The 23,890-nt window shown below is 67.5% G+C and carries 21 protein-coding genes; 15 read left to right on the plus strand and 6 right to left on the minus strand.

The annotated features are described in order from the left end of the window. Position 1 precedes the first annotated feature (1 nt). The 3 genes from ACT6UX_RS20110 to ACT6UX_RS20120 all read right to left on the minus strand — a co-directional run bounded on the left by ACT6UX_RS20110 (position 2) and on the right by ACT6UX_RS20120 (position 2,282). Positions 2-835 (minus strand): class I SAM-dependent methyltransferase, encoded by an 834-nt coding sequence (locus ACT6UX_RS20110; protein WP_444776927.1) that lies wholly within the window; start codon positions 833-835, stop codon positions 2-4. After that, positions 832-1,749 carry a phosphoribosylaminoimidazolesuccinocarboxamide synthase gene (locus ACT6UX_RS20115; RefSeq protein ID WP_444777009.1) on the minus strand — a complete coding sequence of 306 codons (918 nt, stop codon included), beginning with the start codon at positions 1,747-1,749 and terminating at the stop codon, positions 832-834. Before ACT6UX_RS20115 ends, ACT6UX_RS20110 begins: the two co-directional genes overlap by 4 nt. A 140-nt stretch (positions 1,750-1,889) precedes the next feature. Next, positions 1,890-2,282, minus strand: a complete 393-nt coding sequence (locus ACT6UX_RS20120; protein WP_444776928.1) for a carboxymuconolactone decarboxylase family protein — start codon at positions 2,280-2,282, stop codon at positions 1,890-1,892. 88 nt (positions 2,283-2,370) lie between these two features. Here ACT6UX_RS20120 and ACT6UX_RS20125 point away from each other — a divergent pair, with 88 nt between their 5' ends. Beyond that, on the plus strand, positions 2,371-4,269 hold the full coding sequence (locus ACT6UX_RS20125) for a potassium transporter Kup (RefSeq protein ID WP_444776929.1): 1,899 nt from the start codon (positions 2,371-2,373) through the stop codon (positions 4,267-4,269). A gap of 241 nt (positions 4,270-4,510) precedes the next feature. On the opposite strand, the gene ACT6UX_RS20130 is transcribed toward ACT6UX_RS20125, so the two are convergent. From ACT6UX_RS20130 to ACT6UX_RS20140, 3 genes are read right to left on the minus strand one after another with little or no spacing between them, the layout of a single operon-like run. Then, a complete protein-coding gene (locus ACT6UX_RS20130) occupies positions 4,511-4,864 on the minus strand; it encodes a bleomycin resistance protein (RefSeq protein ID WP_444776930.1) in 354 nt (117 codons plus the stop codon). Further along, positions 4,861-5,118: a hypothetical protein gene (locus tag ACT6UX_RS20135; RefSeq protein WP_444776931.1), complete on the minus strand. Its 258-nt coding sequence runs from the start codon at positions 5,116-5,118 to the stop codon at positions 4,861-4,863. Before ACT6UX_RS20135 ends, ACT6UX_RS20130 begins: the two co-directional genes overlap by 4 nt. A gap of 11 nt (positions 5,119-5,129) precedes the next feature. Continuing rightward, positions 5,130-5,627: a hypothetical protein gene (locus ACT6UX_RS20140; RefSeq protein WP_444776932.1), complete on the minus strand. Its 498-nt coding sequence runs from the start codon at positions 5,625-5,627 to the stop codon at positions 5,130-5,132. A 91-nt stretch (positions 5,628-5,718) separates the two neighbouring features. On the opposite strand from ACT6UX_RS20140, the gene hemP reads away from it, so the two are divergent. From hemP to ACT6UX_RS20210, 14 genes are all read left to right on the plus strand, one after another. After that, a complete protein-coding gene (gene hemP / locus ACT6UX_RS20145) occupies positions 5,719-5,901 on the plus strand; it encodes a hemin uptake protein HemP (RefSeq protein ID WP_444776933.1) in 183 nt (60 codons plus the stop codon). Between the two features lie 109 nt (positions 5,902-6,010). Beyond that, complete coding sequence (locus tag ACT6UX_RS20150; RefSeq protein WP_444776934.1) at positions 6,011-8,254, plus strand: TonB-dependent hemoglobin/transferrin/lactoferrin family receptor; 2,244 nt, start codon at positions 6,011-6,013, stop codon at positions 8,252-8,254. Continuing rightward, a complete protein-coding gene (locus tag ACT6UX_RS20155; RefSeq protein ID WP_444776935.1) occupies positions 8,248-9,093 on the plus strand; it encodes an energy transducer TonB in 846 nt (281 codons plus the stop codon). Before ACT6UX_RS20150 ends, ACT6UX_RS20155 begins: the two co-directional genes overlap by 7 nt. A 12-nt stretch (positions 9,094-9,105) precedes the next feature. After that, complete coding sequence (locus tag ACT6UX_RS20160) at positions 9,106-10,152, plus strand: hemin-degrading factor (RefSeq protein ID WP_444776936.1); 1,047 nt, start codon at positions 9,106-9,108, stop codon at positions 10,150-10,152. Then, entirely contained in the window at positions 10,152-11,015 is an 864-nt protein-coding gene (locus ACT6UX_RS20165; protein ID WP_444776937.1) for a heme/hemin ABC transporter substrate-binding protein, read from the plus strand. The genes ACT6UX_RS20160 and ACT6UX_RS20165 overlap by 1 nt, the downstream gene beginning before the upstream one ends. Then, positions 11,012-12,046: a FecCD family ABC transporter permease gene (locus ACT6UX_RS20170; RefSeq protein WP_444776938.1), complete on the plus strand. Its 1,035-nt coding sequence runs from the start codon at positions 11,012-11,014 to the stop codon at positions 12,044-12,046. Before ACT6UX_RS20165 ends, ACT6UX_RS20170 begins: the two co-directional genes overlap by 4 nt. Beyond that, entirely contained in the window at positions 12,043-12,822 is a 780-nt protein-coding gene (locus tag ACT6UX_RS20175) for a heme ABC transporter ATP-binding protein (protein ID WP_444776939.1), read from the plus strand. The genes ACT6UX_RS20170 and ACT6UX_RS20175 overlap by 4 nt, the downstream gene beginning before the upstream one ends. A 98-nt stretch (positions 12,823-12,920) precedes the next feature. Next, the gene (locus ACT6UX_RS20180; protein ID WP_444776940.1) at positions 12,921-14,195 is read left to right on the plus strand and encodes a hypothetical protein; all 1,275 of its coding nucleotides are present in this window, start codon (positions 12,921-12,923) and stop codon (positions 14,193-14,195) included. Positions 14,196-14,202: 7 nt separating this feature from the next. Continuing rightward, positions 14,203-15,657 carry a hypothetical protein gene (locus tag ACT6UX_RS20185; RefSeq protein ID WP_444776941.1) on the plus strand — a complete coding sequence of 485 codons (1,455 nt, stop codon included), beginning with the start codon at positions 14,203-14,205 and terminating at the stop codon, positions 15,655-15,657. 43 nt (positions 15,658-15,700) lie between these two features. After that, complete coding sequence (locus ACT6UX_RS20190) at positions 15,701-18,667, plus strand: virulence factor SrfB (protein ID WP_444776942.1); 2,967 nt, start codon at positions 15,701-15,703, stop codon at positions 18,665-18,667. A gap of 18 nt (positions 18,668-18,685) precedes the next feature. Then, positions 18,686-21,355 carry a virulence factor SrfC family protein gene (locus tag ACT6UX_RS20195; RefSeq protein ID WP_444776943.1) on the plus strand — a complete coding sequence of 890 codons (2,670 nt, stop codon included), beginning with the start codon at positions 18,686-18,688 and terminating at the stop codon, positions 21,353-21,355. Between the two features lie 9 nt (positions 21,356-21,364). Beyond that, entirely contained in the window at positions 21,365-22,465 is a 1,101-nt protein-coding gene (locus ACT6UX_RS20200; RefSeq protein WP_444776944.1) for a tetratricopeptide repeat protein, read from the plus strand. Continuing rightward, the gene (locus ACT6UX_RS20205; protein ID WP_444776945.1) at positions 22,462-22,944 is read left to right on the plus strand and encodes a hypothetical protein; all 483 of its coding nucleotides are present in this window, start codon (positions 22,462-22,464) and stop codon (positions 22,942-22,944) included. The genes ACT6UX_RS20200 and ACT6UX_RS20205 overlap by 4 nt, the downstream gene beginning before the upstream one ends. A gap of 66 nt (positions 22,945-23,010) precedes the next feature. Next, positions 23,011-23,886, plus strand: coding sequence for a hypothetical protein (locus ACT6UX_RS20210; RefSeq protein ID WP_444776946.1), 876 nt, complete (start codon positions 23,011-23,013; stop codon positions 23,884-23,886). Positions 23,887-23,890: the final 4 nt, after the last annotated feature.

The following is a 23,890-nucleotide window of genomic DNA, read 5'->3' on the forward strand; positions in this document are numbered from 1 at the left end:
ACTAGCCTTTCCGGGTTGCCTGCAGCGACAGCGCGAGCGGCAGCCATGGCCGGTCCGGCCAATGCCAATCGCCATCGTCGCGCTGCTCCAGCAGACTGAACATGCGCCACGGCACCTGCGCGTGCTCGTGCAGCCAGTCGATCGACAGGCCGGCGTCGATCAGGCCCGTGACGATCTCCGAGAGCGGATGGAGCCAGCTCACATTGGTAGCGTTCGTCAGACGGGCGTCGGGGTCGGCGTAGTCCGTGGGATCGTCGAAGGTGAGCGGTCCGCGCTCGAAGTACGACAGGAAAAATCCCGGCATGCCGTCGGGCTGCCGCACTGCATCGTCGAGCACCAGCGCGGCGGGATGGCCGTCCGCGTAATAGAAGCGGCCGCCCGGTTTCAGGTACCCGGCGACGATCTCCGCCCATCGCCGGATGTCCGGCAACCAGCAGGTCGTGCCCCAGGTCACATAGACGAGGTCGAACGATGCGGGCTCCGGCACGGCTGCCAGCGCGTCGTAGAGATCGGCACAGACGAAGCGCGCCCGGTCGCTGAGACCGAGTTCGGACGCAAGCGCGTTGGCGGCATCGATCGCAGCCTGCGAGAAGTCGAGGCCGACCACGGTAGCGCCTCGCTGGGCCAGCGTCAGCGTGTCGGCGCCGAAGTGGCATTGCAGATGAAGCACGCGCAAGCCGCGCACGTCGCCCAGCTCGGCTTCCTCGATGGCGTTGAGCCTTCCCTGTCTGGCCCGCAACGGTGCGAGATCGTAGCTGGGCGCCTTCAGGTGGACGCCGACCCGCTCGTCCCAGTTGGCCCGATTGATCTCCCGCCAGTCCCGTTCCGCGGTCACGACACCGAAAGCTCGGCGCCGGTCAGCCGCCGGTAGGCCTCGAGGTACCGCTTGCTGGTCGCGTCGACGACCTCCGCCGGCAACCGCGGTGCCGGCGCGTCGCCGTTCCAGCGGCCGGCATGGCGCTCGACGTCGAGCCAGTCGCGCAGTGGCTGCTTGTCGAAACTGGGCTGCGGCTTTCCTTCGGCATAGCCGTCGAGAGGCCAGAAGCGCGAGGAATCCGGCGTCATCACCTCGTCGATCAGCAGGATTTTACCATCGACGGTGCGACCGAACTCGAACTTCGTGTCGGCGATGATGATGCCCTGCTTCAGGGCGACGTCGCGGCCGCGCGTGTAGACGAGGCGGGTCAGCCGTTCGAGCTCGGCGGTGACCTCCGCCCCCAGCGCCGTCCGCATCTGGGCGACGGTGATGTTCTCGTCGTGGCCGCTCTCGGCCTTGGTCGCGGGGCTGAAGATCGGCGGATCGAGGCGGCCGCTCTCCTTCAGGCCCTGGGGCAGCGCCTCTCCGGCCAGGGTCCCGGTCTTGGCATATTCGCGCCAGGCCGAGCCGGTGATATAGCCGCGAACCACGCATTCGATCGGAAACACCGTGCCGCGCCGGCAGAGCATGGCGCGGCCGGCGATCTCGGCGCGATGGCCCTTCAGGGCAGGCACCGCGGCGACGATCTCGTCGGCGTCGGCAGAGATCATATGATGATCGACGAGGTCGCCCAGCTGGCGGAACCACCAGGCGCTGACCTGGGTCAGCACGGCGCCCTTCTGCGGGATGGGCTCGGCCATCACCACGTCGTAGGCGCTCACCCGGTCTGTCGCGACCAGCAGCAGCCGCTCTGCATCCACTGCATAGACATCGCGCACCTTGCCGCGCGCGATCCTCTCGAGCGGCAGGTCGCTCACCGTCATCAGCATCATCATATCCCTCGTCCTGAGGAGGCCGCCCCTCGACTGCCTCGGGGTAAACTCCGCGGCCGTCTCGCAGGACAAGCCACAGTGCGGGTGCCCACCCTTCGAGACGCGGCCTGTGGCCGCTCCTCAGGGTGAGGTTCCTCCGATCAACCTTCCTTGCGCAGTTCCTCGAACACTTCCTTGGCGGTGAGCAGCGCCTCGCGCACCGACGGCAGGCCGATATAGCCGCAAAGATGCATCAGCGCCTCGGACAATTCGTCCTCCGTCCAGCCCTGGCGGCGGGCCATCCGCAGGTGGATGGCGAGTTCGGGCCAGCGCGCCTGGGCGGTGTCGGAAATGACGCAGATCAGGGTCTTGGTCTTGAGGTCGAGCCCGGGGCGCGACCACAGCATGCCGAAGACCGCCTCGCGGGCGTAATCGCCGAATTTCTGCATCATCGGGTCGTCGTAGACCGACTTGTTCATATCGGCGGCGAATTTCTCGCCCATCAGGTTGGCGCGCATTTCGCTGCCTTTCCGGTAATTCTCGCTCTTCGCCATGGATTCCTCCTTTGTTACGATTTCTGGACTGCAGCGTCCCGGAATTCGCGGCTAGGATCAATTGTCCAAGGGGAGAGTTGACCAAACGATGGCCGCCAGCGGCACTGTGATCGAACCCGCCGGCCGGCGGCGCCGGGCGGCGCTGACCCTGGCTGCACTCGGAGTCGTCTTCGGCGACATCGGCACCAGCCCGCTCTACACGGTCAAGGAGTGCTTCAGCGATTACACGGGCATACAGCCGACGCACGACAACGTGCTGGGCATGCTCTCGCTCATCACCTGGGCGCTGATCGCCGTCGTCACGCTGAAATACGTGGCCGTGGTCATGCGCGCCGACAACAAGGGCGAGGGCGGCGTGCTGGCGCTGATGGCGCTGGTCTCCAGCCAGGCGAACATCTCGTCGCTCTGGCGCCGTCGCTTCTATCTCATGCTGGGCGTTGCCGGTGCGGCACTGTTCTACGGCGACTGCCTGCTTACGCCCGCCATCTCGGTGCTGAGCGCCGTCGAGGGACTGACGGTCGCCACCCCGGCCTTCCAGCCGATGGTCATCCCGATTGCAATCGGAGTCATCGTCGCGCTGTTCTCGGTCCAGCATTTCGGCACCAGCGGCATCGGCAGGTGGTTCGGGCCGATAACACTCATCTGGTTCATCGTGCTGGCGGTACTCGGCGCACACCAGATCGTGCAACGCCCGGAAGTACTGGCAGCACTCTCGCCGCACCATGCGGTGGGCTTCGCCATGCGCGAGAAGATCGTGGCCTTCGTCGCACTGGGCGCGATCACGCTCGCCATCACCGGCGCCGAGGCGCTTTACGCCGATATGGGCCATTTCGGCGCCAGGCCCATCCGCCTCGCCTGGCTCAGCCTCGTGCTGCCGGCGCTGCTGCTCAACTACTATGGACAGGGCGCCCTGATCCTGAACGACCCGACCGCGCTCGCCAATCCGTTCTTCAATCTCGCCCCCGACTGGGCGCTCTATCCGCTGGTCGGCCTGGCCACCGCGGCCACGGTGATCGCCTCGCAGGCGACGATCTCGGGCGCCTTCTCGATGGCCAAGCAGGCGGCCCTGCTGGGTCTCAGCCCGAGGGTCCACATCCAGCACACCTCGGCCAGCGAGTTCGGCCAGGTCTATCTGCCGGCAGTCAACTGGCTGCAAATGCTGGGTGTCGTCATCCTGATCATGTCGTTCAAGTCGTCGACCAACCTCGCTTCCGCCTACGGGATCGCCGTCACCGGCACGATGCTGATCACCAGCACACTGGTGTTCGTGCTGGCCGTGCGGTGCTGGAATTGGGGCTGGCCGCTCAGCATCCTCGTCTTCGGCAGCTTCATGACGCTGGATCTGGCCCTGCTCTCCTCCAACATGCTGAAGTTCCTCGACGGCGGCTGGGTGCCGCTGGCGATCGCCGCGGTGATCTTCGTCTGCATGTGGACCTGGCGGATCGGCCGGGCGGCGGTGGCCAGGCGTGAGCACGACGACGCATTGCCGCTGGAAACGCTGCTGGAGAGCATCAATCCGGCCCGCGTGCATCGGCCACAGGGCACGGCCGTCTATCTGACCGCCGCCTCCACCAATGCGCCACGGTCGCTGATGCACAATCTGAAGCACAACGAGGTGCTGCACGAGCACGTCGTACTGCTGAGCATCGAGGTCGCCGACATCCCCTACGTCTCGCCCGAGGGACGAAACCAGGTCACTCACCTCGGCAAGGGCGTGCACCGTGTGGTGCTGCATTACGGTTTCATGGAGCAGCCTGACGTGCCGACCGACCTCGTCCTGCTCGAGGACAAGGGCATACCGTTCGACCCGATGCGGACGTCCTATTTCATCGGCCGCAACACGTACATGGAGGCGAGCAAACCGCTGCTGCCGCGTTGGCAGGAGAAGCTCTTCCTCGCTTTGTCGCGCTTTTCCGCCAGTGCCGGCGACTTCTTCGGCCTGCCGACCAACCGCGTCGTCGAGCTGGGCAGCCGCATCGAGATCTAGCAGGCTGCTGGAACGGGTTTTGGCAGACACCGGCAGGCGACACGACCCGCATGCGGTACCAGGATACCTGCTCCAAGGGTGCGACTCTCGCTTCGACTGATTCGTTTATTTCGTTTGTTTCGTTTATTTGCCAGGGCCCAACCTTTTTCAACGGGGTCCTGACACCGTCCTCGCCCCGATGAGCGAACGCAGTGAGCGTCTCGAAGGGTGGGTTGGCGTAAGACGGAAGGCCCCTGGCCCTTCACCATTCGCCGCAACCGAATTTCAGCAGGTTGCCGTGCGGGTCATGGATGTAGAACTCCTTCATGTTCCATGGCCGCACCAGGAAGGGCGACAGCTCGGGCACGCCGCGCGTCGAATATTCTTCGTGGAGCGCGGCGACCTGGCCGCCGCGAATGTAGCAGGAGGTATTCTCGGGAAACTGCCTGTCATCGGTCTTCCAGAAGTGCAGTTCCATGTCGTCGCGTTTGACGATCAGGTAGTTGGCGTCCTGGTAGCCGACCGCGAAGCCCAGCCAGTCGACGTAGAAGGCGCTGGTCTCGGCAATGTCGAGGGAGGCGAGGATCGGGATGGTGCGGGCGAAGTCCGTCGTCATGCATCGAAGCGGGATAGCGAGACCGCCTGCTGTGCCGGCGGCTGCAGACCGCGCGCCAGGAGGTCCCCCAGACGCGCGAAGATGCGGCCCGCTTCGGTGCAGCCGACATCCTGGGCCACGGCCTCGGCCGCGACATTGAGCAAGGCATTGCCAGCAAGGTCGCGGCACTCTGCGGGCAGCCCGTCGACGGCTTCTGCGATCACGCGCATGGCGTGCTGGAGATCGGAAAGGCGATCGGGCATCGGCGCGGTCATGGCAGCGGCTTTCAATTGAGGCGACCGGCGGCAGCACCGGCAGGCGGAGCGATCCGCAGGCCCGCGGCGGCGAGCGCGGCGGCAAAGGCCTTTATGCGAATCGCGGCCACGCGGGAGGCGGTGGGCGCCATCATGATGTCGAGCGACGCCAGCAGCGGACCGTCGTGATCGGCCTGGGCGAGCCCGCAAAGTGCAACCAGCACCGCTTCGTCGTGGCTGACATTCGAACAGGCCGGCACGTGAATTTCCATGGCGCGCCGAGCGCCGAACAGGAATGCGTCCATGGCGATCGCGAAGTCCGGAAGCGCCTCGAGAACGCCCGCGACCTTGAAGCCGCGATGGAGAGTCGAGCCCTCGCGGGGCAGCGCGCGGTCCTGCTGCCACTGCCGCAGGGCCCACAGCACGAATCGCTCACTCAGCGGCAGGGCGCAGGCGCAGCCCGGCCTTCCGCACCCCTTCCTGAGTTCGCGGTGCGCGGTCCCAAGCCTCTGTTCCTGAACGATTTCCATGGCCTCACCAATGCTGAAGGACCTTGACTGTTCTGCCAGTCTATGCAATTAAGAGTCGTTCGCAATACAAAAAGAGGAAGCGAGAGGCGACATGAACCAGATGACCCGTCCCCTTCGGGTTTCGGATGCGCAGAGCGACAGGCTGGAAGTCACGATTCCGGCCGTGGAGAGCGCCGCGCTCCTGCAGGGACGGCGTGAACTCATGATCCGCCACGGCGTCGAGCTCTATCGGCTGCGCCTGACCGCCTCGAACAAACTCATCCTGACGAAATAGATTCGAAGACCCCGAGGGGCCATCCCTCCTCGGTCAAACTGCCCAGCCAGCCGGTCCCGCCAGGGATTCCGCGAGCCAGGCGTCCTTTTCCTGGGGGGACCTGGTTCCAATGAAGCTGCGCATCATCTACGCGCTGATGGCAACAACGGCCATCTGTGCACCTCTGGCCACGCCCGCCTTGGCGCAGGCACCGACCTCACCTCGCGCCGCGGATCCGACGCAGACACCGCCGGCCGCCCAGGCCGTGCCCACACAGCTCGACGCCGTGACGACGGCCGCCATGCGCAGCCGGCGGCCGCTCGACGACGTGCCGGCCACCGTCTCCGTGATCACGACCGAGAACATCGATCGCGAGAACATGCAGGACGTCCGCGACCTCGTCCGCAACGAGCCCGGTGTCACCGTCGGCAACAATCCCGGACGCGCGGGCTTCCAGAACTTCGTGATCCGCGGCATCGGCGGCAACCGCGTGCTGCTGATGGTCGACGGCATGCGCACGCCCGACTTCCCCGACAGCAATCAGGGCGCCGGCACCTACTCACGTGAGCAGCCCGACCTCGAGGACATCAAGCGGGTCGAGATCATCCGCGGTCCCGCCTCCGCCCTCTACGGGTCCGACGCGATCGGTGGCGTGGTGGCCTACACGACCAAGGATCCCGGCGACTACATGCTGAGCGGCAAGGACGTCTATGCCAGCGCCAAGGCCGCCTATAGCGGCGCCAATCAACAGTTCTCCGAATCGTTCACCGGCGCGGTGCGGTCTGGCAACGTCGAGTTCATGGGCATCTACACGCGGCGCGACGGCCAGGAGTTCCAGCCCGCGCAGACGACGATCAGCCCGAATCCGACGACCTGGTACAACAACAACTTCTTCGCCAAGCTGGTGATCAAGCCGACCGAAGTCGACACGATCCGACTGACCGGCTCCTACAACCAGAGCAGACAGAGCACCAATGTCCTGTCCGCCGTCGGCACCTTCCCCAGCCTGTTCGCTCGGATCTACGACGAGTGGGGCCAGGACTATACCAACACCTACCGGATCAGCGCCCAGTGGGAGCACAACGCGCCGATCGGCTTCGTCGACCGGCTGAGCTTCCTCGCCTACTTCAACTCCGTCTACACGCAGGCCGACACCTACACGCTGCGCAGCGGCACCACCGGCGTCGTTCCAACCAATGCCCGCACCTCACAGTTCTACTACACGCAGAACGTGAGCGGCGCCGAGCTGCAGATGCACACCGATCGCACCATCGGCGGCCTCGACAACTTCTTCACCTACGGGGCGAGCTTCTCCTGGACGACGACGACCCGCCCGCGCAACAGGACGCAGATCACCCTCGCGACCGGCGCCACGACGAACAACGTCGGCGGCGAGACCTATCCGAACAAGAACTTTCCCGACACCGACACGGTGCAGGCCGGCATCTACGTGCAGGATGAGATCAGCGCGCTGGGCGGTCGTCTGAAGATCACGCCGGCGGTGCGCCTCGACTACTACAACATGACGCCCAATCCCGATAAGTACTTCTGGAATTCGACGGGCGCCACGCTCAACGCCGTGCCCTCGGCGACCACCTACGTCTCGGCCTCGCCCAAGCTCGGCCTGCTCTATCACTTCAACGACACCTATTCGGGATACTTCCAGTACGCGACGGGCTTCCGCGCGCCGCCGTACGACAATGCCAATTTCGGCTTCACCAATGCCGCGTCGTTCTACCAGATCCTGCCCAACGCCAACCTGAAGCCGGAGACGGCGAACTCGTTCGAGGTCGGCTTCCGCGGCAAATATGAGAACGGATCGAGCTGGCAGCTCACCGGCTTCTACAACCTCTACAACAACTTCCTCGAAACCACCGTCGTCGGCATGGTGGGTCCGGTCACGCAGTACCAGTACGTCAACCTGACCAACGTGACGATCTGGGGTATCGAGGCACGCGGCGAATACCGCTTCGCGCCGGAATGGGCGGTCGCCGGCTGGACGGCCTTCGCCCAGGGCACCGACACGAGGACGGGCCTGCCGGTCGATTCGGTATCGCCCTGGACCACGCAGGCCCGCATCCGCTACGGCTTCGACAAGGGCCTCACGGCGCAGCTGATCGGCACGGTCGCCGCCGCCCATACGCAGGTCAGCAGCCCGACCTATTTCCAGGCGCCGGCCTACTTCAATCTCGACGCCACCGTCGGCTACGTCTTCAACGATCACTTCAAGATCAATGCCGGCGCATTCAACATCACCAACGCCAAGTACTGGAACGCGCCGGACACGATCGGCATCACGCCGACCAATCCGCAGCTCGATCTCTACGCGCAGCCCGGCCGGTACTTCGGCGTCAACCTCCTGGCGAAGTGGTAGTCCCGGCAGCCCTCTCTGCCGAGCGACTGCCGGCGCCACCGGCACGCGGTCCGCGCGTGCCGGTGGCGTTGTCGCTTGCACTGCATGGGCTGGCCATCGTTCCCCTTCTTCTCGCCGGCATGTCCGGCAGCAGCGCCCACGACGACGAGCCGGCGCTGATGGTCGAGCTCTCGCTGGCCGCGCCCACCGCCGGCCCCGCGGTGGAGGCCGACCAGCCGGAAATCCCCACTGAACCGCAGCAGCATCCCGAGGTGCCGACGCCACCGATCGAGCAGACCGAGACGATGCCGGAGCCCGAGCCGGAGGCACCTCCGCCGCCGCAGGAAGTTGCCGCCGCCGAACCCGAGATCAAGCTCGACCTGCCTCTGCCGGACGAACCGCCGCCGCCGACCGCCGCCGAGATGAAACCCGTCGCCCCGCCCAAACCCAAACCGCCGCAGCCCAAGCCGGCGGCGGCGCCGCGGCCGACGACGCAGGCCGCGGTCACGAGAGCCCCGGCGCCCGACACCGGCAACGCCAGCATCACGCAGCAGCAGGCCGCCGCCGCCTCGTCGCTCATCGTGTTCGAGGGCAAGCCCCGCTTTCGAATCCCACCCACGCCGGCCGTCTATCCACCGCGCTCCATCGAACTGGGTCAGCAGGGCGAGGTCCTGGTGCGGGTGCGCCTGCAACCCGACGGCGCCGCCGCCGAGATCTTGGTCTGGCGCAGCAGCAGTTTCCCCCTGCTCGACCGTGCCGCGCTCACCGCGGTGCGCGGCTGGCATTTTCTCCCCGCCCTGCGCGACGGCCGCCCGGTCGCCGCCTGGGTGGAGATTCCCGTTCGTTTTCATCTTCGTTGAAAGGACAGTCTGATGCTCTCACCCTCGAATGCGGATCTTGCCGCTCGCTGGAACGTCCTGCGTGGCAAGAAGCCGGCGCTGCGCATCCGTGACGCCGCGGCAACCCTCGGCGTCAGCGAAGCCGAGCTGGTCGCGCTGGGCGTCGGCAAGACCGCGACGCCGCTGAAGGCCGACTGGCGCGGCATCCTGAACGACATGCCCGAAGTCGGCCGCGTGATGTGCCTGACCCGCAACGAGCATTGCGTGCACGAGCGGCATGGCCGCTTCGAGGGCGTGGACGTGAAGGGCCCTCATGGGATCGTGCTCGGCCCGGACATCGACCTTCGCCTGTTCCTCGGCTCGTGGAAGCACGGCTTTGCCGTGCGCGAGCCGCTGAAGCAGGGCGAGCGGCTCAGCCTGCAGTTCTTCGATGGTGCCGGCGATGCGGTGCACAAGATCTACGCCACCGAGGAGACGGACCGTCCGGCCTTCGATGCCCTCATTGCGCGCTACACGGCGACGCCGGACGACATGAAGATCGTGGCACGCCCGACCGACGCGATCGACCGTCCCGACGCAGAGATCGACGTCGAGGGCCTGCGCACCGCCTGGCTCGCCATGAAGGACACGCACGAGTTCTTCGGCATGCTCGGCACGTTCAAGGTCGGCCGCGTCCAAGCGCTGCGTCTCGTCGGCGAGGATCTCGCCCGCGAACTGCCGGTGCGCGCGCTGCGCGCCGCCTTCGAGGCCGCTTCCACCGACGGCACGCCGATCATGGTCTTCGTCGGCAGCCATGGCTGCATTCAGATCCACACCGGCCCGGTGAAGCGCCTGGTCGAGGCGCACGGCTGGTTCAACGTGCTCGATCCGGACTTCAACATGCACCTGCGCGAAGACGGGATCGCCCGCGTCTTCTCGGTGCGCAAGCCCACCGAGGACGGCATCGTCACCTCGATCGAGGCATTCGACGCGCACAATCGCAACATCCTGCTGATGTTCGGCGCCCGCAAGCCCGGCCAGCCGGAACTCCCGCAGTGGCGCGCCATCGTCGCAAACGTCGAGAAGCAGGCGGCCTCCTGATGAAGCGCCGCACTGTCCTCGGCATGGGACTAGGCGCCGCGGCAGCCACCGTCCTTCCCGCCAATGCGCAGCAACCGCGCCGCATCGTGTCGGTCGGCAGCTCCATCACCGAGATCGTCTATGCGCTCGGCGCCGAGAAGCTGCTGGTCGGCGTCGACACGACCAGCCTCTACCCCGAGGCGGCGCGAAAGCTGCCGCAGGTCGGTTACATGCGCGCGCTTTCGGCCGAGGGCGTGCTGTCCTTGAAGCCGACCTTGATCATCGCGACGACGGCGGCCGGACCGGCCGGCGCGCTCGACCAGCTCAAGGCGACGGGCATCGAAGTCATGATTTTGCCGGACAAGTACGACTATGACAGCGTGATCACCAAGATCGCCGCCATCGGCGCGGTCACCGGCAAGGTGGCCGAAGCCGATGCGATGATCGCCAAGGGCCGCGAGGCGATGAAGTCCCTGGCGGACAGTCTGGCGAAGGCGAAGAGCCATCCCCGCGTGCTGTTCCTGCTGTCGATGACCGGCGGCGCACCCCAGGCTGCGGGCCGCGACACCGCCGCGGCCGGCATCATCAAGCTGGCCGGCGGCATCAACGCCGTCGACGGCTACTCCGGCTACCGGCCGCTGACGCCGGAATCGGTGATCGCATCGAAGGCCGACTTCGTGCTGGTGACGCGCCAGACCGTCGAGGCGATGGGCGGCAAGCAGGCCATCCTCAACCAGCCGTCGCTCAATCGCACGCCCGCCGGCAAGGCCGGCAGGATCATCGAGTTCGACACGCTGTTGCTGCTGGGCTTCGGCCCGCGCACGCCGGAGGCGGCAACCGAGCTCGCCATTGCCCTCCATCCAGATATCACCCGCTCGCCGTGATCGCACTCGCGCTGCGGCGTCCGATCCCGCTGTTCGCGCTCGCCGCCCTGGCAAGCGTGATCGCAAGCCTCTGCATCGGCGCCTTCCCCGTCGGCTTCGACCAGATCCTGTCGGCGGTGGGCCTCTCGAGCATCCCGCTCGACGACACGACGGCGGCAGTCCTCTATGCGATCCGCGCACCGCGCGTGTTCGCGGCCTTCGCCGTCGGCGCCGCGCTGGCGGCCGGCGGAGCCGCGATGCAGAGCCTGTTCCGCAACCCGCTGGCCGATCCCGGCCTGCTGGGCGTGTCGAGCGGCGCCGCACTCGCCGCCGTGTCGACGATCGTGCTGGGCGAAAGGGTCATGCACATCGTGCCGCCCGACCTGCGGCCGTGGTGTCTGCCGATCGCGGCCTTCCTCGGCGGACTCGCCGCCACGATCGTCGTCTATCGCATCGCCGCGCGCGAAGGCGTGACGCTGGTCGGCACGCTGCTGCTGGCGGGCATCGCCATCAATGCGCTTACCTCGGCGGGCATCGGCATGCTGGTGTTCGTGGCCGACGACCAGCAACTGCGTACGTTGATTTTCTGGACGATGGGCGGCTTCGGCTCCGTTACCTGGGTCGCGATCATGCCCGCGCTGCTGATCCTGCTCGTCAGCGTGCCAACCTTGTTGCCGACGGCGCATCTGCTCGACGCGCTGGCGCTGGGTGAACGCGAGGCCGGCCATGTCGGCGTCGATGTCGAGCGGCTGAAGAGGCGACTCGTGGCGCAGGTGGCGCTCGCCGTCGGCGCCGGCGTGGCGATCTCGGGCATCGTGGGCTTCGTCGGGCTGATCGCCCCGCACATCGTGCGCCTGCTGCTTGGCCCGTCGCACCGCACGTTGCTGCCGGCGGCGGCGTTGTTCGGCGGCGCCTTCCTTGTGCTGGCCGATGCGCTGGCGCGCACCCTGGTATCGCCGGCCGAACTGCCGATCGGCGTGCTCACGGCGCTGGTCGGCGGTCCGTTCTTCCTGTGGCTGCTCGCCAGCCGCGCCGCGCGAGGTGGATTGTGAAGCTCCTGCAGGCCATCGGCATAGAGGTGCGCGCGCGCACCAAGTCGCTGCTGCGCGACGTCTCGCTCGACGTCGCCCCCGGCGAATTCGTGGCGATCATCGGACCGAACGGCGCAGGCAAGAGCACCCTGCTGAATGCTCTCGCCGGCGATCGCGTCCTGGCCGCGGGCGAAATCATGCTCGACGGACGGCCGTTGTCGCAGTGGGACAAAATGGAGCTGGCGCGCCGCCGCGCCGTGCTGCCGCAGCATTCGTCGGTGGCCTTCGACTTCACCGGCCTGCAGATCGCCACGCTGGGCCTGCTCGCCTTTCGCGGCAGCCTGTCGGAACGACAGATGCAGGCGCTGGCCGAGCGGGCCCTTGCCGAGACCGAGGCGCTCGCCTTCGCCGACCGGCCCTATACCGTTCTGTCGGGCGGCGAACGCCAGCGCATACAGCTCGCCCGTGTGCTCGCCCAGTGCGATGCCGACCCCTCGGCCATGCCGTTCCTGCTGCTCGACGAACCGATCACCGGCCTCGACCTTTCGCACCAGCATGCCGCCCTTGCCAGTGCGCGGCGACGCGCCGACCGCGGCCTGGGCGTGCTGGCCGTCCTGCACGACCTCAATATGGCGGCGCGCTACGCCGATCGTGTCGGCATCGTCGAGAATGGCCGTGTGACAAATCTGGGGCCAACACGAGACACGCTCGATCCCGCGAGGCTGTCAGCCGTCTTCGCGACACCGATTGTGCGAATCGAGGCACCCAGCGGAACCGCCTTCATCAGCCCCGGCTGATTCACCGTGGTTCGGTGTTCAATCCGACATAAACCCGCCGGATTCGAACGATGATATGCTGCTTCAGCCAGCAATCATAAGTCCGACCTCAGGCCTCCATGGGCGAACGCCCCACTTTGTTGATGACGACGCGATTGGGCGTACGCCCTCTGGGCGTGCGGGGCGAACCGCTGCACGCGGTCGCGGGCCAGCTGCTGTCCGTCATCCGCCGGCGACTGGGTGACGCTCCGGCCGATCTGCTGGCCGATCCGCAGCTTCGTGAGTCCGGTGACGGCATCGACTGGTACGCCGCACGCAGCGGCACCGTGCAGCGCCTCGCGGAACTGAGCGAAGACCAGCGCACCAAGGTCCTGCACATCGTTGAGGAGCGGCTTGCCACCATCCGGTCGCTCGCCGCGCAACTCATGGGCTCTCAAACCAGCGAAGAGGCCCGCCTGATCGGCCGCTCGCTCGAACTGTCGACGTCGCGCCCCTCGGATGATTTCGTCTTCGTCGTCGACGGAGAGCCGGTAATCGTCGCCTGGGGCTACGAACAAGATTCCGCTGCGAGCCTGCAGGCGTTCCAGCTGGCCACCGTTCCGCCGGCAGCCATTCCCCAGGCGGTGTTCGCCAGCGCACCGGCCGGAGCGATGCTGCCCGCGACGCAGATCGTCGGCTGGGCGCCGTGGGTCCGGGCCCTGCTGTTCGGTTTGCTGCTGCTGCTCCTGCTGCTCCTGACGTCGTGGCTTCTGCGCACCTGTGTGCCGGTCGATCCTTCGGTGAACCTGGCTACGCTCGAGACGCCCGCGCCGCCGGCGCCCGAGGCGCCGCCGGATCCGACGCCGCTGCTGAAGGCCGCCCTCGACTCCGCGGGAGATGAGGAACGGAAGCTCAAGGCCGAGCTGGCATCGCTCGAAGCCGAGCTGAAGGACAAGCTCGAACAGTGCAAGCCGGTCGAGGCGCCCAAGCCGCCGCCCCCGCCCCCGCCGGTAGCGAAGGTCGCACCACCGAAACCGCCGCCTCCGCCGGCCCCCAAGCCGCAGCAGCAGGCTTCCGCACCGCCGGTCAGCCGGCCGCCGCCGGGCCAGCTTCCCTGTGACTGGGCGGGCGATTCCGGCGGCGAGGGTGTGACGCGCAACAAGCACTATCTCGGCGACAAGCCCGGCTTCGTGGCGTTGAACTATCAACTCTTCCAGCGCCCCGACGATATCAAGGTGATCTATCGCGGCCAGCAGATCGCCGGCACCGGCGGTCCGCGCAGCGGCCGCGGCGGCTTCGGATTCGACTGGAATCCGGTCGCCGGGGATTATTCGGTCGACGTGATCGTAACGGGTGAACAATGGGGCACGCGCTGGAACTACGCGATCGCCTGCCCAAAGGGCAGCAGACGGTGAGGAACTGATGGCCGCAGGTCCGCTCCTGGTCAGTGAACCGCTGCAGCGCTTTCGCGCCCTGGGTCTTGCCGGCGATCCGGTCTGGCGCTCGGCGGGACAGCTGCGTGCCGCCATCGCCGCGCGTCTCTCACGCGAACATGCCGACCTGCTGGCCATTCCGGAGGCCGAGCCGAGTGGACGCACCATCAACTGGTATGCGCCGTTCGACGGGGAGGTGAAGCGCCTCGACGATCTTGGCGATGACGAACGCCGCGCAGTGCTCGACCGGGTGCAGCGTCTGCATGGCGAGATCGCGGGCCTCGCCACCCAGATGGAAGCCGTCGAACGTTCGAGCGCGGAGCGCAACTTCGCGCGCCTGCTGCGTCACGCCCTCACCGCTCCCGGCGAGGAAACGCTCTACGTCGTCGATGGCCGTCCGGTGATGGCCTTCTGGGGCTTCACCGCCGAGGCGGCCCTGCCGGGCGTTTTCCTGGCCAGCCCGCCGCCGGCGGTCACGGGCGCGGCCCCGATGCGGGCCGCAGCACCCCACGTTGGGCGGCCAGAGGCCGTGATGGCCTCGGCGCCGGCGATTGCCGCCGTTGCGGCGCCGCGGACCGTATGGTGGCAGTGGCTGCTGCTGGGCGTCGTGCTGATGCTGATCCTGGCGCTGCTCGCCTGGCTGGTGCGACCCTATCTGCCGCGCATCGAACCCTATCTCGAGGCGGAGGCCCGCGAACGCGCGCTGGGGTTCTCCGTCCGCCAGCCCATGGAACTGCAACAGACCCGCGTAGCGACCTTGGCGCACGACTATGAGGAACTGCGCATCGAACTGGCGCGCCTTACCGACGAGCTGTCGCGGCGCGGCGGCGACTGCGCCGCGGGCGTTTTGGGACCGGGCGGCGTGATCGTCGGCTCCCCTGGGGGTCCGCCGATCGAGCGCGGCGCCGGCCCCGATCTCGGCATGGCCGCAAACGACGCGGCGAAGGATGCGAACAAGCCGGATGCCAGGAATGCGGACGCGAAGGGACCGGACGAGCAGAACAAGGACAAGAGCGCGGCGCCCAACGCTGCGAAGAACGAGGCCGGCAACAACAAGAAGGACGAGCCCAAGCCGATGGTCGTGCCGCCCGAGGCCAAGCAGAAGCAGGACCTCGCCTTCCTGAAGGGCGACTGGCGCTCCCGTACCGGGCTTGCGACCGCGACCGGTGAGAAGGACATTCGCCCGTCCTACACATTGGATGACAAGGGCAAAGGCAAGGTGTCGTTCACCCAGAAGAACGGCGCCACCTGCGAGGCGCCCGCCGAGGCCCGCTGGGATGGCACGAAGCTGGTGATCGAAGAAAAGAGCAACCCGCGCTGCAGCGATGGCCGCACCTACGCGCGCAATACCGTCAACTGCGAGATCGGCGCCGACGGTGCGGCACAGTGCAAGGGCAGCCAGCCCGGCGACCCGCGCAGCTACAAGGTGCAGATCGGTCGCTGAGACCCTACATACACATGAACGATGATGGCCGTACTGGATTGACATGAGCGACCTCGCCCGCCTGCCGAGCTATCCCAGCCCGACGACGCTGATTGCCCGCTCCGGCATCCAGTTCCTCGATTTCGGCTTCGACCCGGTGCGCCTCAAGGTGCGCGAATGGGGCTTTCATGATACCGCGGCGATGAATGCGGTGGACGATCTGGTGCAGCTCGACTTCGACGAGGGCCGCGGCCAGTACGAAGTGGTGGAGAACGGTCGCCGTCGCGCCGCCGATCCCAACCTCGTCATCACTGCCAAGGATGCGCTGGCGCCCTTTCTCGACAAGTGGGTGCCGGTGCCGTTCCTGCAGGTACGGCCCAACAGTCAGTTCCGCGAAGGCCCGGCCGACTGGGCGCGCGTGCGCGTGGTCGATCTCGAAGCGCGCTACGGTTCGGGCTATCGCGACGAGCAGGGCAACCGCTATCGCGCGGTGCTGGCCTTCGACACCGGCCTGATCGCCGAGGCCGAGGGCCGCGCCTATCTCGCACCCTCCCCCAAGGACGTGACCGCCGGTGCGCTGTTCGCGCTGGCCCCGCAGCAGCGCGCCAATCACTGGCTGCTGCGCCAGGGCTGGATGGTGCAATGGCTCGACGAGCTGTTCCACGAGCTGCATCCGCGCGCGACGGCCGAAGAGATCGACAACGACATCAAGCAGAAGCCGCAAGAGGCGACCGCGCGCTATCTCGCCTTTCTCGGCCTCCTTGCCGCCGCGGCGCACTTCCCGCCGGTCAAGCTGGTGGGCGATGCCGAGCGGCCGGGCCGCGGCGCGATCGAAGTCGACCTCGTGCTCGACGTCGGCAATTCGCGGACGTGCGGCCTGCTGATCGAGGCGGCGGGCGAGTTGGGCGTCAACCTGAACGACTCCTACGAACTGGCCCTTCGCGACCTCTCGCATCCCGAGGTCGTGCACACGCGCCCCTTCGAATCGCGTGTCGAGTTCGCGCAGGCCTGGTTCGGCAAGAACCACCTCTCGCGTCTCGGCGGACGGGCCGATGCCTTCGTCTGGCCCACCATGACGCGTGTCGGTCCCGAGGCCACGCGACTGGCCGCGCGTCGCCGCGGCACCGAGGGCAACACCGGCATGTCGAGCCCCAAGCGCTATCTGTGGGACGAGGAGCCGCAGACCCGCGAATGGCGCTTCAACGTGGCCTACGCGCAGGACCAGACGGCGATGCCGGCCGCGGCCGGGCCGATGGCTCAGCTCGTGAACCAGAAGGGCGAGCCGCTGCATCTGGTCGATCCCGACGCCGATTCCGCCGACCACCTGCCGGTGTTCGAACCGCTCTATTCGCGCTCCTCGGTCATGACCTTCGTCCTTACCGAAGTGCTGCTGCAGGCGCTGATGCTGATGAACTCGCCGCAGCAGCGCGGCCGACGGGCCCATGCCGAAACGCCGCGCCGCCTGCGCCGCATCGTACTCACCTTGCCGACCGGCATGCCGCTGGCCGAACGCCTGATCTTCCGCAAGCGCGCCGAAGCCGCGCGCGATCTCGTCTGGATGATGATGGGCTGGAAGCTGGACGATCCCGCGGCGCCGGCGCCGCGCGTTCTGACCGACTGGGACGAGGCGAGCTGCACGCAGCTCGTCTATCTCTACACCGAAGTCGCACGCAATTTCGGCGGCGACGCCCGCCGCTTCTTTCAGATCACGCGCAAGCCGCGCGGCAAACCGCCCGAGGACGAACTCAACATCGCGAGCATCGACGTCGGCGGCGGCACGACCGACCTGATCATCAACTCCTACCGCCTGGAAGGCGCCGGCACGTCCGTCACGCTGTTCCCGGAGCAGAAGTTCCGCGAAGGCTTCAACGTCGCAGGCGACGACATCCTGCTGCGCGTGGTGCAGGCCCATGTGTTGCCGCCGATCGAGGCGGCCCTGCGTGCCGCCGGCATCGGTAATCCCGGCGACCTGATGGCCGAGCTGGTGGGTGGCGACCGCGGCGGCGAGGACGTGATCCAGCGCAACCTGCGCCAGCAGTTCGCGCTGCAGATCGCCCATCCGCTCGCGCTCGAGTTCCTGCGCGCTGCCGAGACCTACGACCCGACGTCGGGCGTCGTCGCGGCCGAGCCGCGCGCCTACGAAACCTTCTTCCCGGGCGGCGCCAAGCCGTCTGAAGAAGTCGTGACCTTCGTGAACGAGGCGGCCCGCAAGCGGGGCGCCCAGAACTTCGACCTGCGCGAAGTCGTTTTCCCGGTCGACCTGCCGGGCCTCGACAAGACCGTACGGGCCGAGATGGGCCGCGTGCTGGCGCCGCTGGCGGAGATCGTCCACGCCTACGATTGCGACGTGCTGCTGCTGTCGGGCCGGCCCTCGCGCCTGCCCGGCATCCGCTCGCTGGTGATGGAGCTGCTGCCGTTACCGCCGGAGCGGGTGATCTCGCTGCATGAGTACAGAGTCGGCGCCTGGTATCCGTTCCGCGATGCCCGCCTGCGGGTCGAGGATCCCAAGACGACCGTGGCAGTGGGCGCGATGGTCGCCGCCCTCGCCCAGTCGCAACTTCCGGATTTCTCCTTCCGCTCCGACCTGCTGCGCTCCAAGAGCATCGCCAGATTCATTGGCAAGCTCGACGGCGGCGGCCGCCTGCAGAAGGAAGACCTCATCTATCGCGACGTCGATCTCGACGATCGCGAGTTCGAACTGCCGGAGGTCGCCTTCGAGTTCCGCGGCCCGATGTGGCTGGGCGCCCGTCAGCTCGACCTGGTGCGCTGGCCGGCGGCGCGACTCTATGCGCTGGAGTTCGCGAAGCCGGAATATGCCGAGCGCCATGCGCGCGAGACGCCGTTCCGGATCGCGCTCGCCAGGGTGAAACCCAAAGACAAAGACTCGGGAGATGTCGAGCGTTTCCGCTTGCGCCAGGTGACCAACCGCGACGGCCGCGCCGTCGCACTGGACCGCCTGACGCTCCGCCTCCAGACATTGCCGCGCCGTGAGGGCTACTGGCTCGACACGGGCATGCTCAAGACCAGTTAAGGGACCCTCGGGAAGATCATGGACACAGTCGATCTCAAGCTGGCCCAGGACTGCGAGGCTCTGGCCGTCGCCGCGAGCGAGGGCGTGGCCTGGCTGAAGAGCGCATCGGAACAGTCGCCGACGGTGGCGCAGCAGGCGCCGTCGCTGGTGAGCGAGCTGCAGAAGGTTCGCAACCAGAGCCGCAAGCTGGCGCGCGCCGCGCGCCGCCGCATGTGCGTCGGCGTGTTTGGTCCGAGCCAGGCCGGCAAGTCCTATCTCGTGTCGATCCTGGCGAGCCGCGACGGCCGTCCGCTGCAGGCGCGCTTCGCCGACAAGACGTACGACTTCCTGCGCGAGATCAACCCGCCGGGCAATCGTGAATCGACCGGCCTGGTCACGCGCTTCGGCCTCGGCCTCAGCAACGGTTCGGCCGACTTCCCCGTGAAGGTGCGGCTGCTCACGCAGACCGACATCGTGAAGATCCTGGGCAACTCCTTCCTGCTCGACTTCGATCACCAGAAGGCCGAGTTCGTGCGGCCCGACGGCGCGGCGATCCGCAAGCGCCTGTCCGAACTGCGCGCCAAGGCCCAGCCGACGCCGGTCGGCGACCTCGAGTCCGACGACGTGCTCGACCTGATCGAGTATTTCGACACCTTCTTCGCCGGCGTCACCGCCGAGCTGCGCACGGACTTCTGGCGCGAGGCGATCGATCTCGCGCCGCGCCTCTCGGGGCAGGACCGCGCCCGCCTGTGGTCCGTCCTGTGGTACGACTTCCAGCCCTTCACCGACCTCTACCTTACCCTCTATGACGGCCTGCAGAAGCTCGGCCACGCGCCCGAAGCGTTGCTGGGCATGGACGCGCTGATCCCGCGCGAGAAGAGCATCGTCGACGTGCTGACGCTCGACCGGCTGGGTGCCGATGCCGACGATCCGCTGCTGGTACGTCCCCGCCGCGCCGACGGCCGCTCCGCGTCCGACGCGCGCCTGCCGCGCTCGCTGGTCTGCGCCCTCACCGCCGAGCTGAACGTCGCGATCGACGAGAAGCCGTGGGACTTCTTCGATCACACCGACCTGCTCGACTTCCCGGGCGCCCGCTCGCGGCTGAAGCTCGCCAATCTCGACGACGTCGCCAAGTCCAAGGGCGTGGCCGAGGGCGCCAACCCGCTGCGCGAGCTGCTGCTGCGCGGCAAGGTCGCCTATCTCTTCCAGCGCTACTCGGCCGAGCGCGAGCTCAGCGCCATCCTGCTGTGCATCCCCGACGGCAATCAGGAGGTGCGCGACCTTTCCGACATGATGTCGGCGTGGATCGACCAGACGATCGGTGCCACGCCGGCGGACCGCGCCAAGCAGAAGAACGCGCTGTTCCTGGTGCTGACCAAGATGGACCGCGAGTTCGAGCAGAAGGCCGGCGAGACCGAGGAGTCGCGCCGGCTGCGCTGGAGCGCCCGCCTCGGCAACTCGCTGGTCAACAATTTCCGCGGCGAGTGGCCGCTCGACTGGAACGGCAAGCCGTTTGACAACAGCTTCTGGCTGCGCAATCCGACCGTCATCGACGAGCGCCTGATGGACTATGATGGCGGCCGCGAGGTCGGCATCGCCGAGTCCTTCGCCCAGCGCGCCGTCGAGCTGCGTCGCCATTTCATCGAGAACGAGGATGTGCGGCGCCACTTCGCCGATCCGGCGCTGGCCTGGGACGAGGCGTTCCGTGCCAACGACGGCGGCGTGGCGCATCTGGTCCAGAGTCTGATCCCCGTCTGCGATCCCGCGATCAAGCGCGCCCAGGTGCGCGGCCAGCTCGAGGTGCAGTTGCGCCGCCTGGTCGACCGGCTGGCCGGCTTCCACAGCGCCTCCGACGGCGATGCCCGCACCAAGAAGCGCGACCTCGTCCATACGGTGCTGCGCGGCCTCGCCAACGTCATCCAGCAGCAGCTTTTCGGGGAGCTGGTCGCCGCCCTGCAGGTCGCCGACACGGCCTTGCGCGAGATCTATTTCCGCATCGCCACCGCCCGCCCCTCGGACGAGGGGCTGGGCCGGAACGGCAAGCCCGCTGCTGCCGCGGCACAGTCGACCGGCGCCGCCGTCGACCTCGGCGCCATCTTCGCCGACGTGTTCGGCGAGGAGCCCGGCCGCGCCGCACCGCCCGCCGGCGTGCTCGAGGATCGCGCCGAGCGCTTCGCCCGCGAGGCCGCGGACTACTGGCTCGAGAATATGCGCCGCGTCGGATCCGACGAGAAAGCGCTCTCGCATTTCGGCGTCGACCGCCAGCATCTCGGCTGGCTGATCGATGAGCTGATCGTGGGCGCCCATCGGCTGAAGCTGATCGACCAGCTCTCCCACGAGGTGCGCGAGCTGGAGAACGCCGCCAACGCCAAATGGGAGGAGATCGCCGAGCGCCAGGTGCGCACCGCATCCTCGGCGCTCAATGGCTATGTCAGCGCGCTGGGCTTCGACAAGCTGCCGCTCGACCAGCGGCCGGGCCTGCCACCGAACGCACCGCTGCGCCGCGTGTTCGAGCAGCCGGTGGTCATGGTCGACGGGATCCCGCAGCTCAGCGAGAATCCGGCGCCGATCTATGCCGACTACTGCAAGGACTGGATGCGGGCCTTCCTGCAGCTCGCGATGGACAATGTGGGTTACGAAGGCGGACGCGAGATCACGCCGGAGCAGAATGATCGGCTGGGCGCCATCCTGCGCACCGTGGCGGCGTAGAGCGTTTCGATGCCTGTTCGCGCGACCATCACCCCATTGCCGGAACCCGGTCACGCGCTGTTGCACGTGAGCGAACTCGACGCCGCCCCCGAAGGCCTCACCATTTCGATCCAGCGCCAGCAGGGGCCGGACACGCATCTGGCCGACGATGGCTGGCGCCGCACCGAGACCTGGCTGATGCCCGACGAGGTGCGGCGCAACGGCGACGCCCTCGAATTCCATCTCGGCCCCGAGATCTGCGACCGTTTGGCCGGCATCGCGACCGTCCGCTTGCGCGTGCGCGAACCCGATATCGGCGTCGTCGGCACGACCGTCGTGGCGTGGCCCGCGATGCTGACGTCCGGCGCCGCCGGCGCGTCGGGCAGTTACGACGACACGGTGCGGCTGCGTCGCCGGCAATCGCCGGCCCCAGCGCCCGAGCCGGAACTGCCGCCGCCGCTGGAGGTCGCGCCTGAACCACCACCACCCCCGCCGCCGCCTCGTGCCGAGTTGCGAGCCGCACGCGATCCCTTGGCCGATCTCCCGAAGCGCTCCGGTGCGACGGGCTGGATGATCGCCGCGGTGCTGGTCCTGCTGGCGGTGGGCGGTGGCTACTACTACTGGACCAACCACCTCCATCCGCCGGAGCCCGTCGTCGCCGCAGCGCCTCCACCGGCGCCCACGCCCCTGCAGCCCGCGGCCGCGCCACCGCCCGCCAAGTCGGTGCGCGAGACGGTGGCGGAGTATCTCGCAACCAAGCCGGCACCCGAGGCGATGCTGGCCAAGGCGCAGGACTTCGCCAAGGCGGGCGACACGGCCGCCGCCTTCCTGGTGGTCCGCCAGGCTGCCGAACAGGGCAACCCCGCCGCCCAGGTCGAACTGGCCTCCTTCTACGACCCGACGCTGCCGGCCAAAGGGGGCTTCCCGCACGACGGCACGCAGGCCGCGGACTGGTACGAGCGCGCCGCCCTCACGGGCCTCGCGGAAGCGCAGCGCAAGCTCGGTCTCCTGCTCGCCAAGGGCGGCGCAGGGCTAACCGCCGATGCCGCCAAGGCCAAGGTCTGGCTGCAACAGGCAGCGGCCCGGAACGATGCCGAGGCGAAGAAGGCGCTGGACGGTCTTCCCAAATGACGATGAACCCGCTTCTGCCGCTGGCGGCACTCCTTCTCGCCGGAACGGCGCACGCGCAGACGGCAAACAAGCCCGCAAACCCGCCCCCGCCGAGCAGCCTCGCCTGCGGCGTGCTGAAAGCCGAGAGCTCGAAGACGGGCGCCACCTCGAGCTGGACCGTCTCCGGTCCCTCCGGAAAGAACACGGAGACGGGTGCCCTGAAGAATGGCCCGCGCTTCGACTGTCTCGACGGCGCCGTGCTGACCGTCGAATTCACCTCGACGGCCGGCCATTCGTTCTTCGACGCCTATTTCCCCGACGGCACCAACATTGGCTACGGCCGCCAGCAGATCGACCGCCGCAACGCGCGCGTCGTCCTGCCCATCCAGGCCAAGTCCCGCATCGCCGCGCCCTATCGGACGGCCTTCGACTACCACTGCAAACTCAACATGCCGGCCGATCCGATCTCCCCGGCCATGCGCGCGGAGTGCGCTTTCTGAATTCTCCTTGTCAGCAGGCACGCGAATTGCACCTATTGTGCATCTGCCTGACTTGGGGGAAAACCGATGAAGATCAAGATTGCCGGCGGGTTGACCGCCCTTGTGCTTGCCGGCTCGGCCCTGCTGGCCGCTCAACCCACCCTGGCGCAGGGCGCGATCGACAACAGCTCGATCGGATCGCCCGCCTTCCGCGAACACAAGCGTACCTTCGGCCTCGTCTATACCTTGCCCAAGGAGGTCAATGACCGTCTCGCCATCACGATCGGCGGGCTGCTGCGTGAGAAGCTGCTGAACGCCAAGCTCATCGACGAGGCGCTGCGCTTCAACATTCCGCACGTCACCGTCCTGCACATCCACAACGCCGACCCGACGACGCCGGACAAGATGCTGAAGGCGATGCCGAAGCTGCCGCCGGTCCTGAACGTCACCCTCAAGGCCTTCTACACGACAGAGGCCGCCAAGGGCGCCGGCCACCCGTGGTGGCTCGACCTCGGCATCGTCAAGGAAGGCGCGGGCTTCGAGGCGATGATGGCCTTCAACACGCTCGCCACGCCGGCCCTTACGCCATTGCGCGACGGTCCGCTGCCGCGCGTCACCGGGCCCGTCTATGCCGCCATGGGCGATGCCGGCAAGGAACTCGTCCAGACGGTGGGCGTGAGCGGCATCAACACCGTGAAGGACGGCAAGGAACTGCGGCCGCACAATCCGCACAACACGCTGGTCTACTCGATGGCGAAGTTCACGCCGGAGATCCAGGCGGCCTTCAACCAGACGGCCATCGAGTTCAACCAGATCCTGCCGGACGGCATCCCGACCGCCTTCAAGACCGTGTCGATCGTGGAGCTGGGCTTTGCCGGCAACGTGCTGCGTGAGATCTATCGCCTGAGCCTGGAGGACGGTTCCGTGATCAACGTCGCGACGGGCGCCAAGGTCACGAAGTAACTCG

Origin of the sequence: Reyranella sp., from assembly GCF_052439685.1 — a bacterium.
In the GTDB taxonomy this organism is placed as follows: Bacteria; Pseudomonadota; Alphaproteobacteria; order Reyranellales; family Reyranellaceae; genus Reyranella.

Coding starts and splice junctions, on each gene's coding strand:
- ACT6UX_RS20115 (WP_444777009.1), bottom strand. CDS start 1,749: ATGATGCTGATGACGGTGAGCGACCTGCCGCTCGAGAGGATCGCGCGC.
- ACT6UX_RS20120 (WP_444776928.1), bottom strand. CDS start 2,282: ATGGCGAAGAGCGAGAATTACCGGAAAGGCAGCGAAATGCGCGCCAAC.
- ACT6UX_RS20125 (WP_444776929.1), top strand. CDS start 2,371: ATGGCCGCCAGCGGCACTGTGATCGAACCCGCCGGCCGGCGGCGCCGG.
- ACT6UX_RS20130 (WP_444776930.1), bottom strand. CDS start 4,864: ATGACGACGGACTTCGCCCGCACCATCCCGATCCTCGCCTCCCTCGAC.
- ACT6UX_RS20135 (WP_444776931.1), bottom strand. CDS start 5,118: ATGACCGCGCCGATGCCCGATCGCCTTTCCGATCTCCAGCACGCCATG.
- ACT6UX_RS20140 (WP_444776932.1), bottom strand. CDS start 5,627: ATGGAAATCGTTCAGGAACAGAGGCTTGGGACCGCGCACCGCGAACTC.
- hemP (WP_444776933.1), top strand. CDS start 5,719: ATGAACCAGATGACCCGTCCCCTTCGGGTTTCGGATGCGCAGAGCGAC.
- ACT6UX_RS20150 (WP_444776934.1), top strand. CDS start 6,011: ATGAAGCTGCGCATCATCTACGCGCTGATGGCAACAACGGCCATCTGT.
- ACT6UX_RS20160 (WP_444776936.1), top strand. CDS start 9,106: ATGCTCTCACCCTCGAATGCGGATCTTGCCGCTCGCTGGAACGTCCTG.
- ACT6UX_RS20165 (WP_444776937.1), top strand. CDS start 10,152: ATGAAGCGCCGCACTGTCCTCGGCATGGGACTAGGCGCCGCGGCAGCC.
- ACT6UX_RS20180 (WP_444776940.1), top strand. CDS start 12,921: ATGGGCGAACGCCCCACTTTGTTGATGACGACGCGATTGGGCGTACGC.
- ACT6UX_RS20185 (WP_444776941.1), top strand. CDS start 14,203: ATGGCCGCAGGTCCGCTCCTGGTCAGTGAACCGCTGCAGCGCTTTCGC.
- ACT6UX_RS20190 (WP_444776942.1), top strand. CDS start 15,701: ATGAGCGACCTCGCCCGCCTGCCGAGCTATCCCAGCCCGACGACGCTG.
- ACT6UX_RS20195 (WP_444776943.1), top strand. CDS start 18,686: ATGGACACAGTCGATCTCAAGCTGGCCCAGGACTGCGAGGCTCTGGCC.
- ACT6UX_RS20200 (WP_444776944.1), top strand. CDS start 21,365: ATGCCTGTTCGCGCGACCATCACCCCATTGCCGGAACCCGGTCACGCG.
- ACT6UX_RS20205 (WP_444776945.1), top strand. CDS start 22,462: ATGACGATGAACCCGCTTCTGCCGCTGGCGGCACTCCTTCTCGCCGGA.
- ACT6UX_RS20210 (WP_444776946.1), top strand. CDS start 23,011: ATGAAGATCAAGATTGCCGGCGGGTTGACCGCCCTTGTGCTTGCCGGC.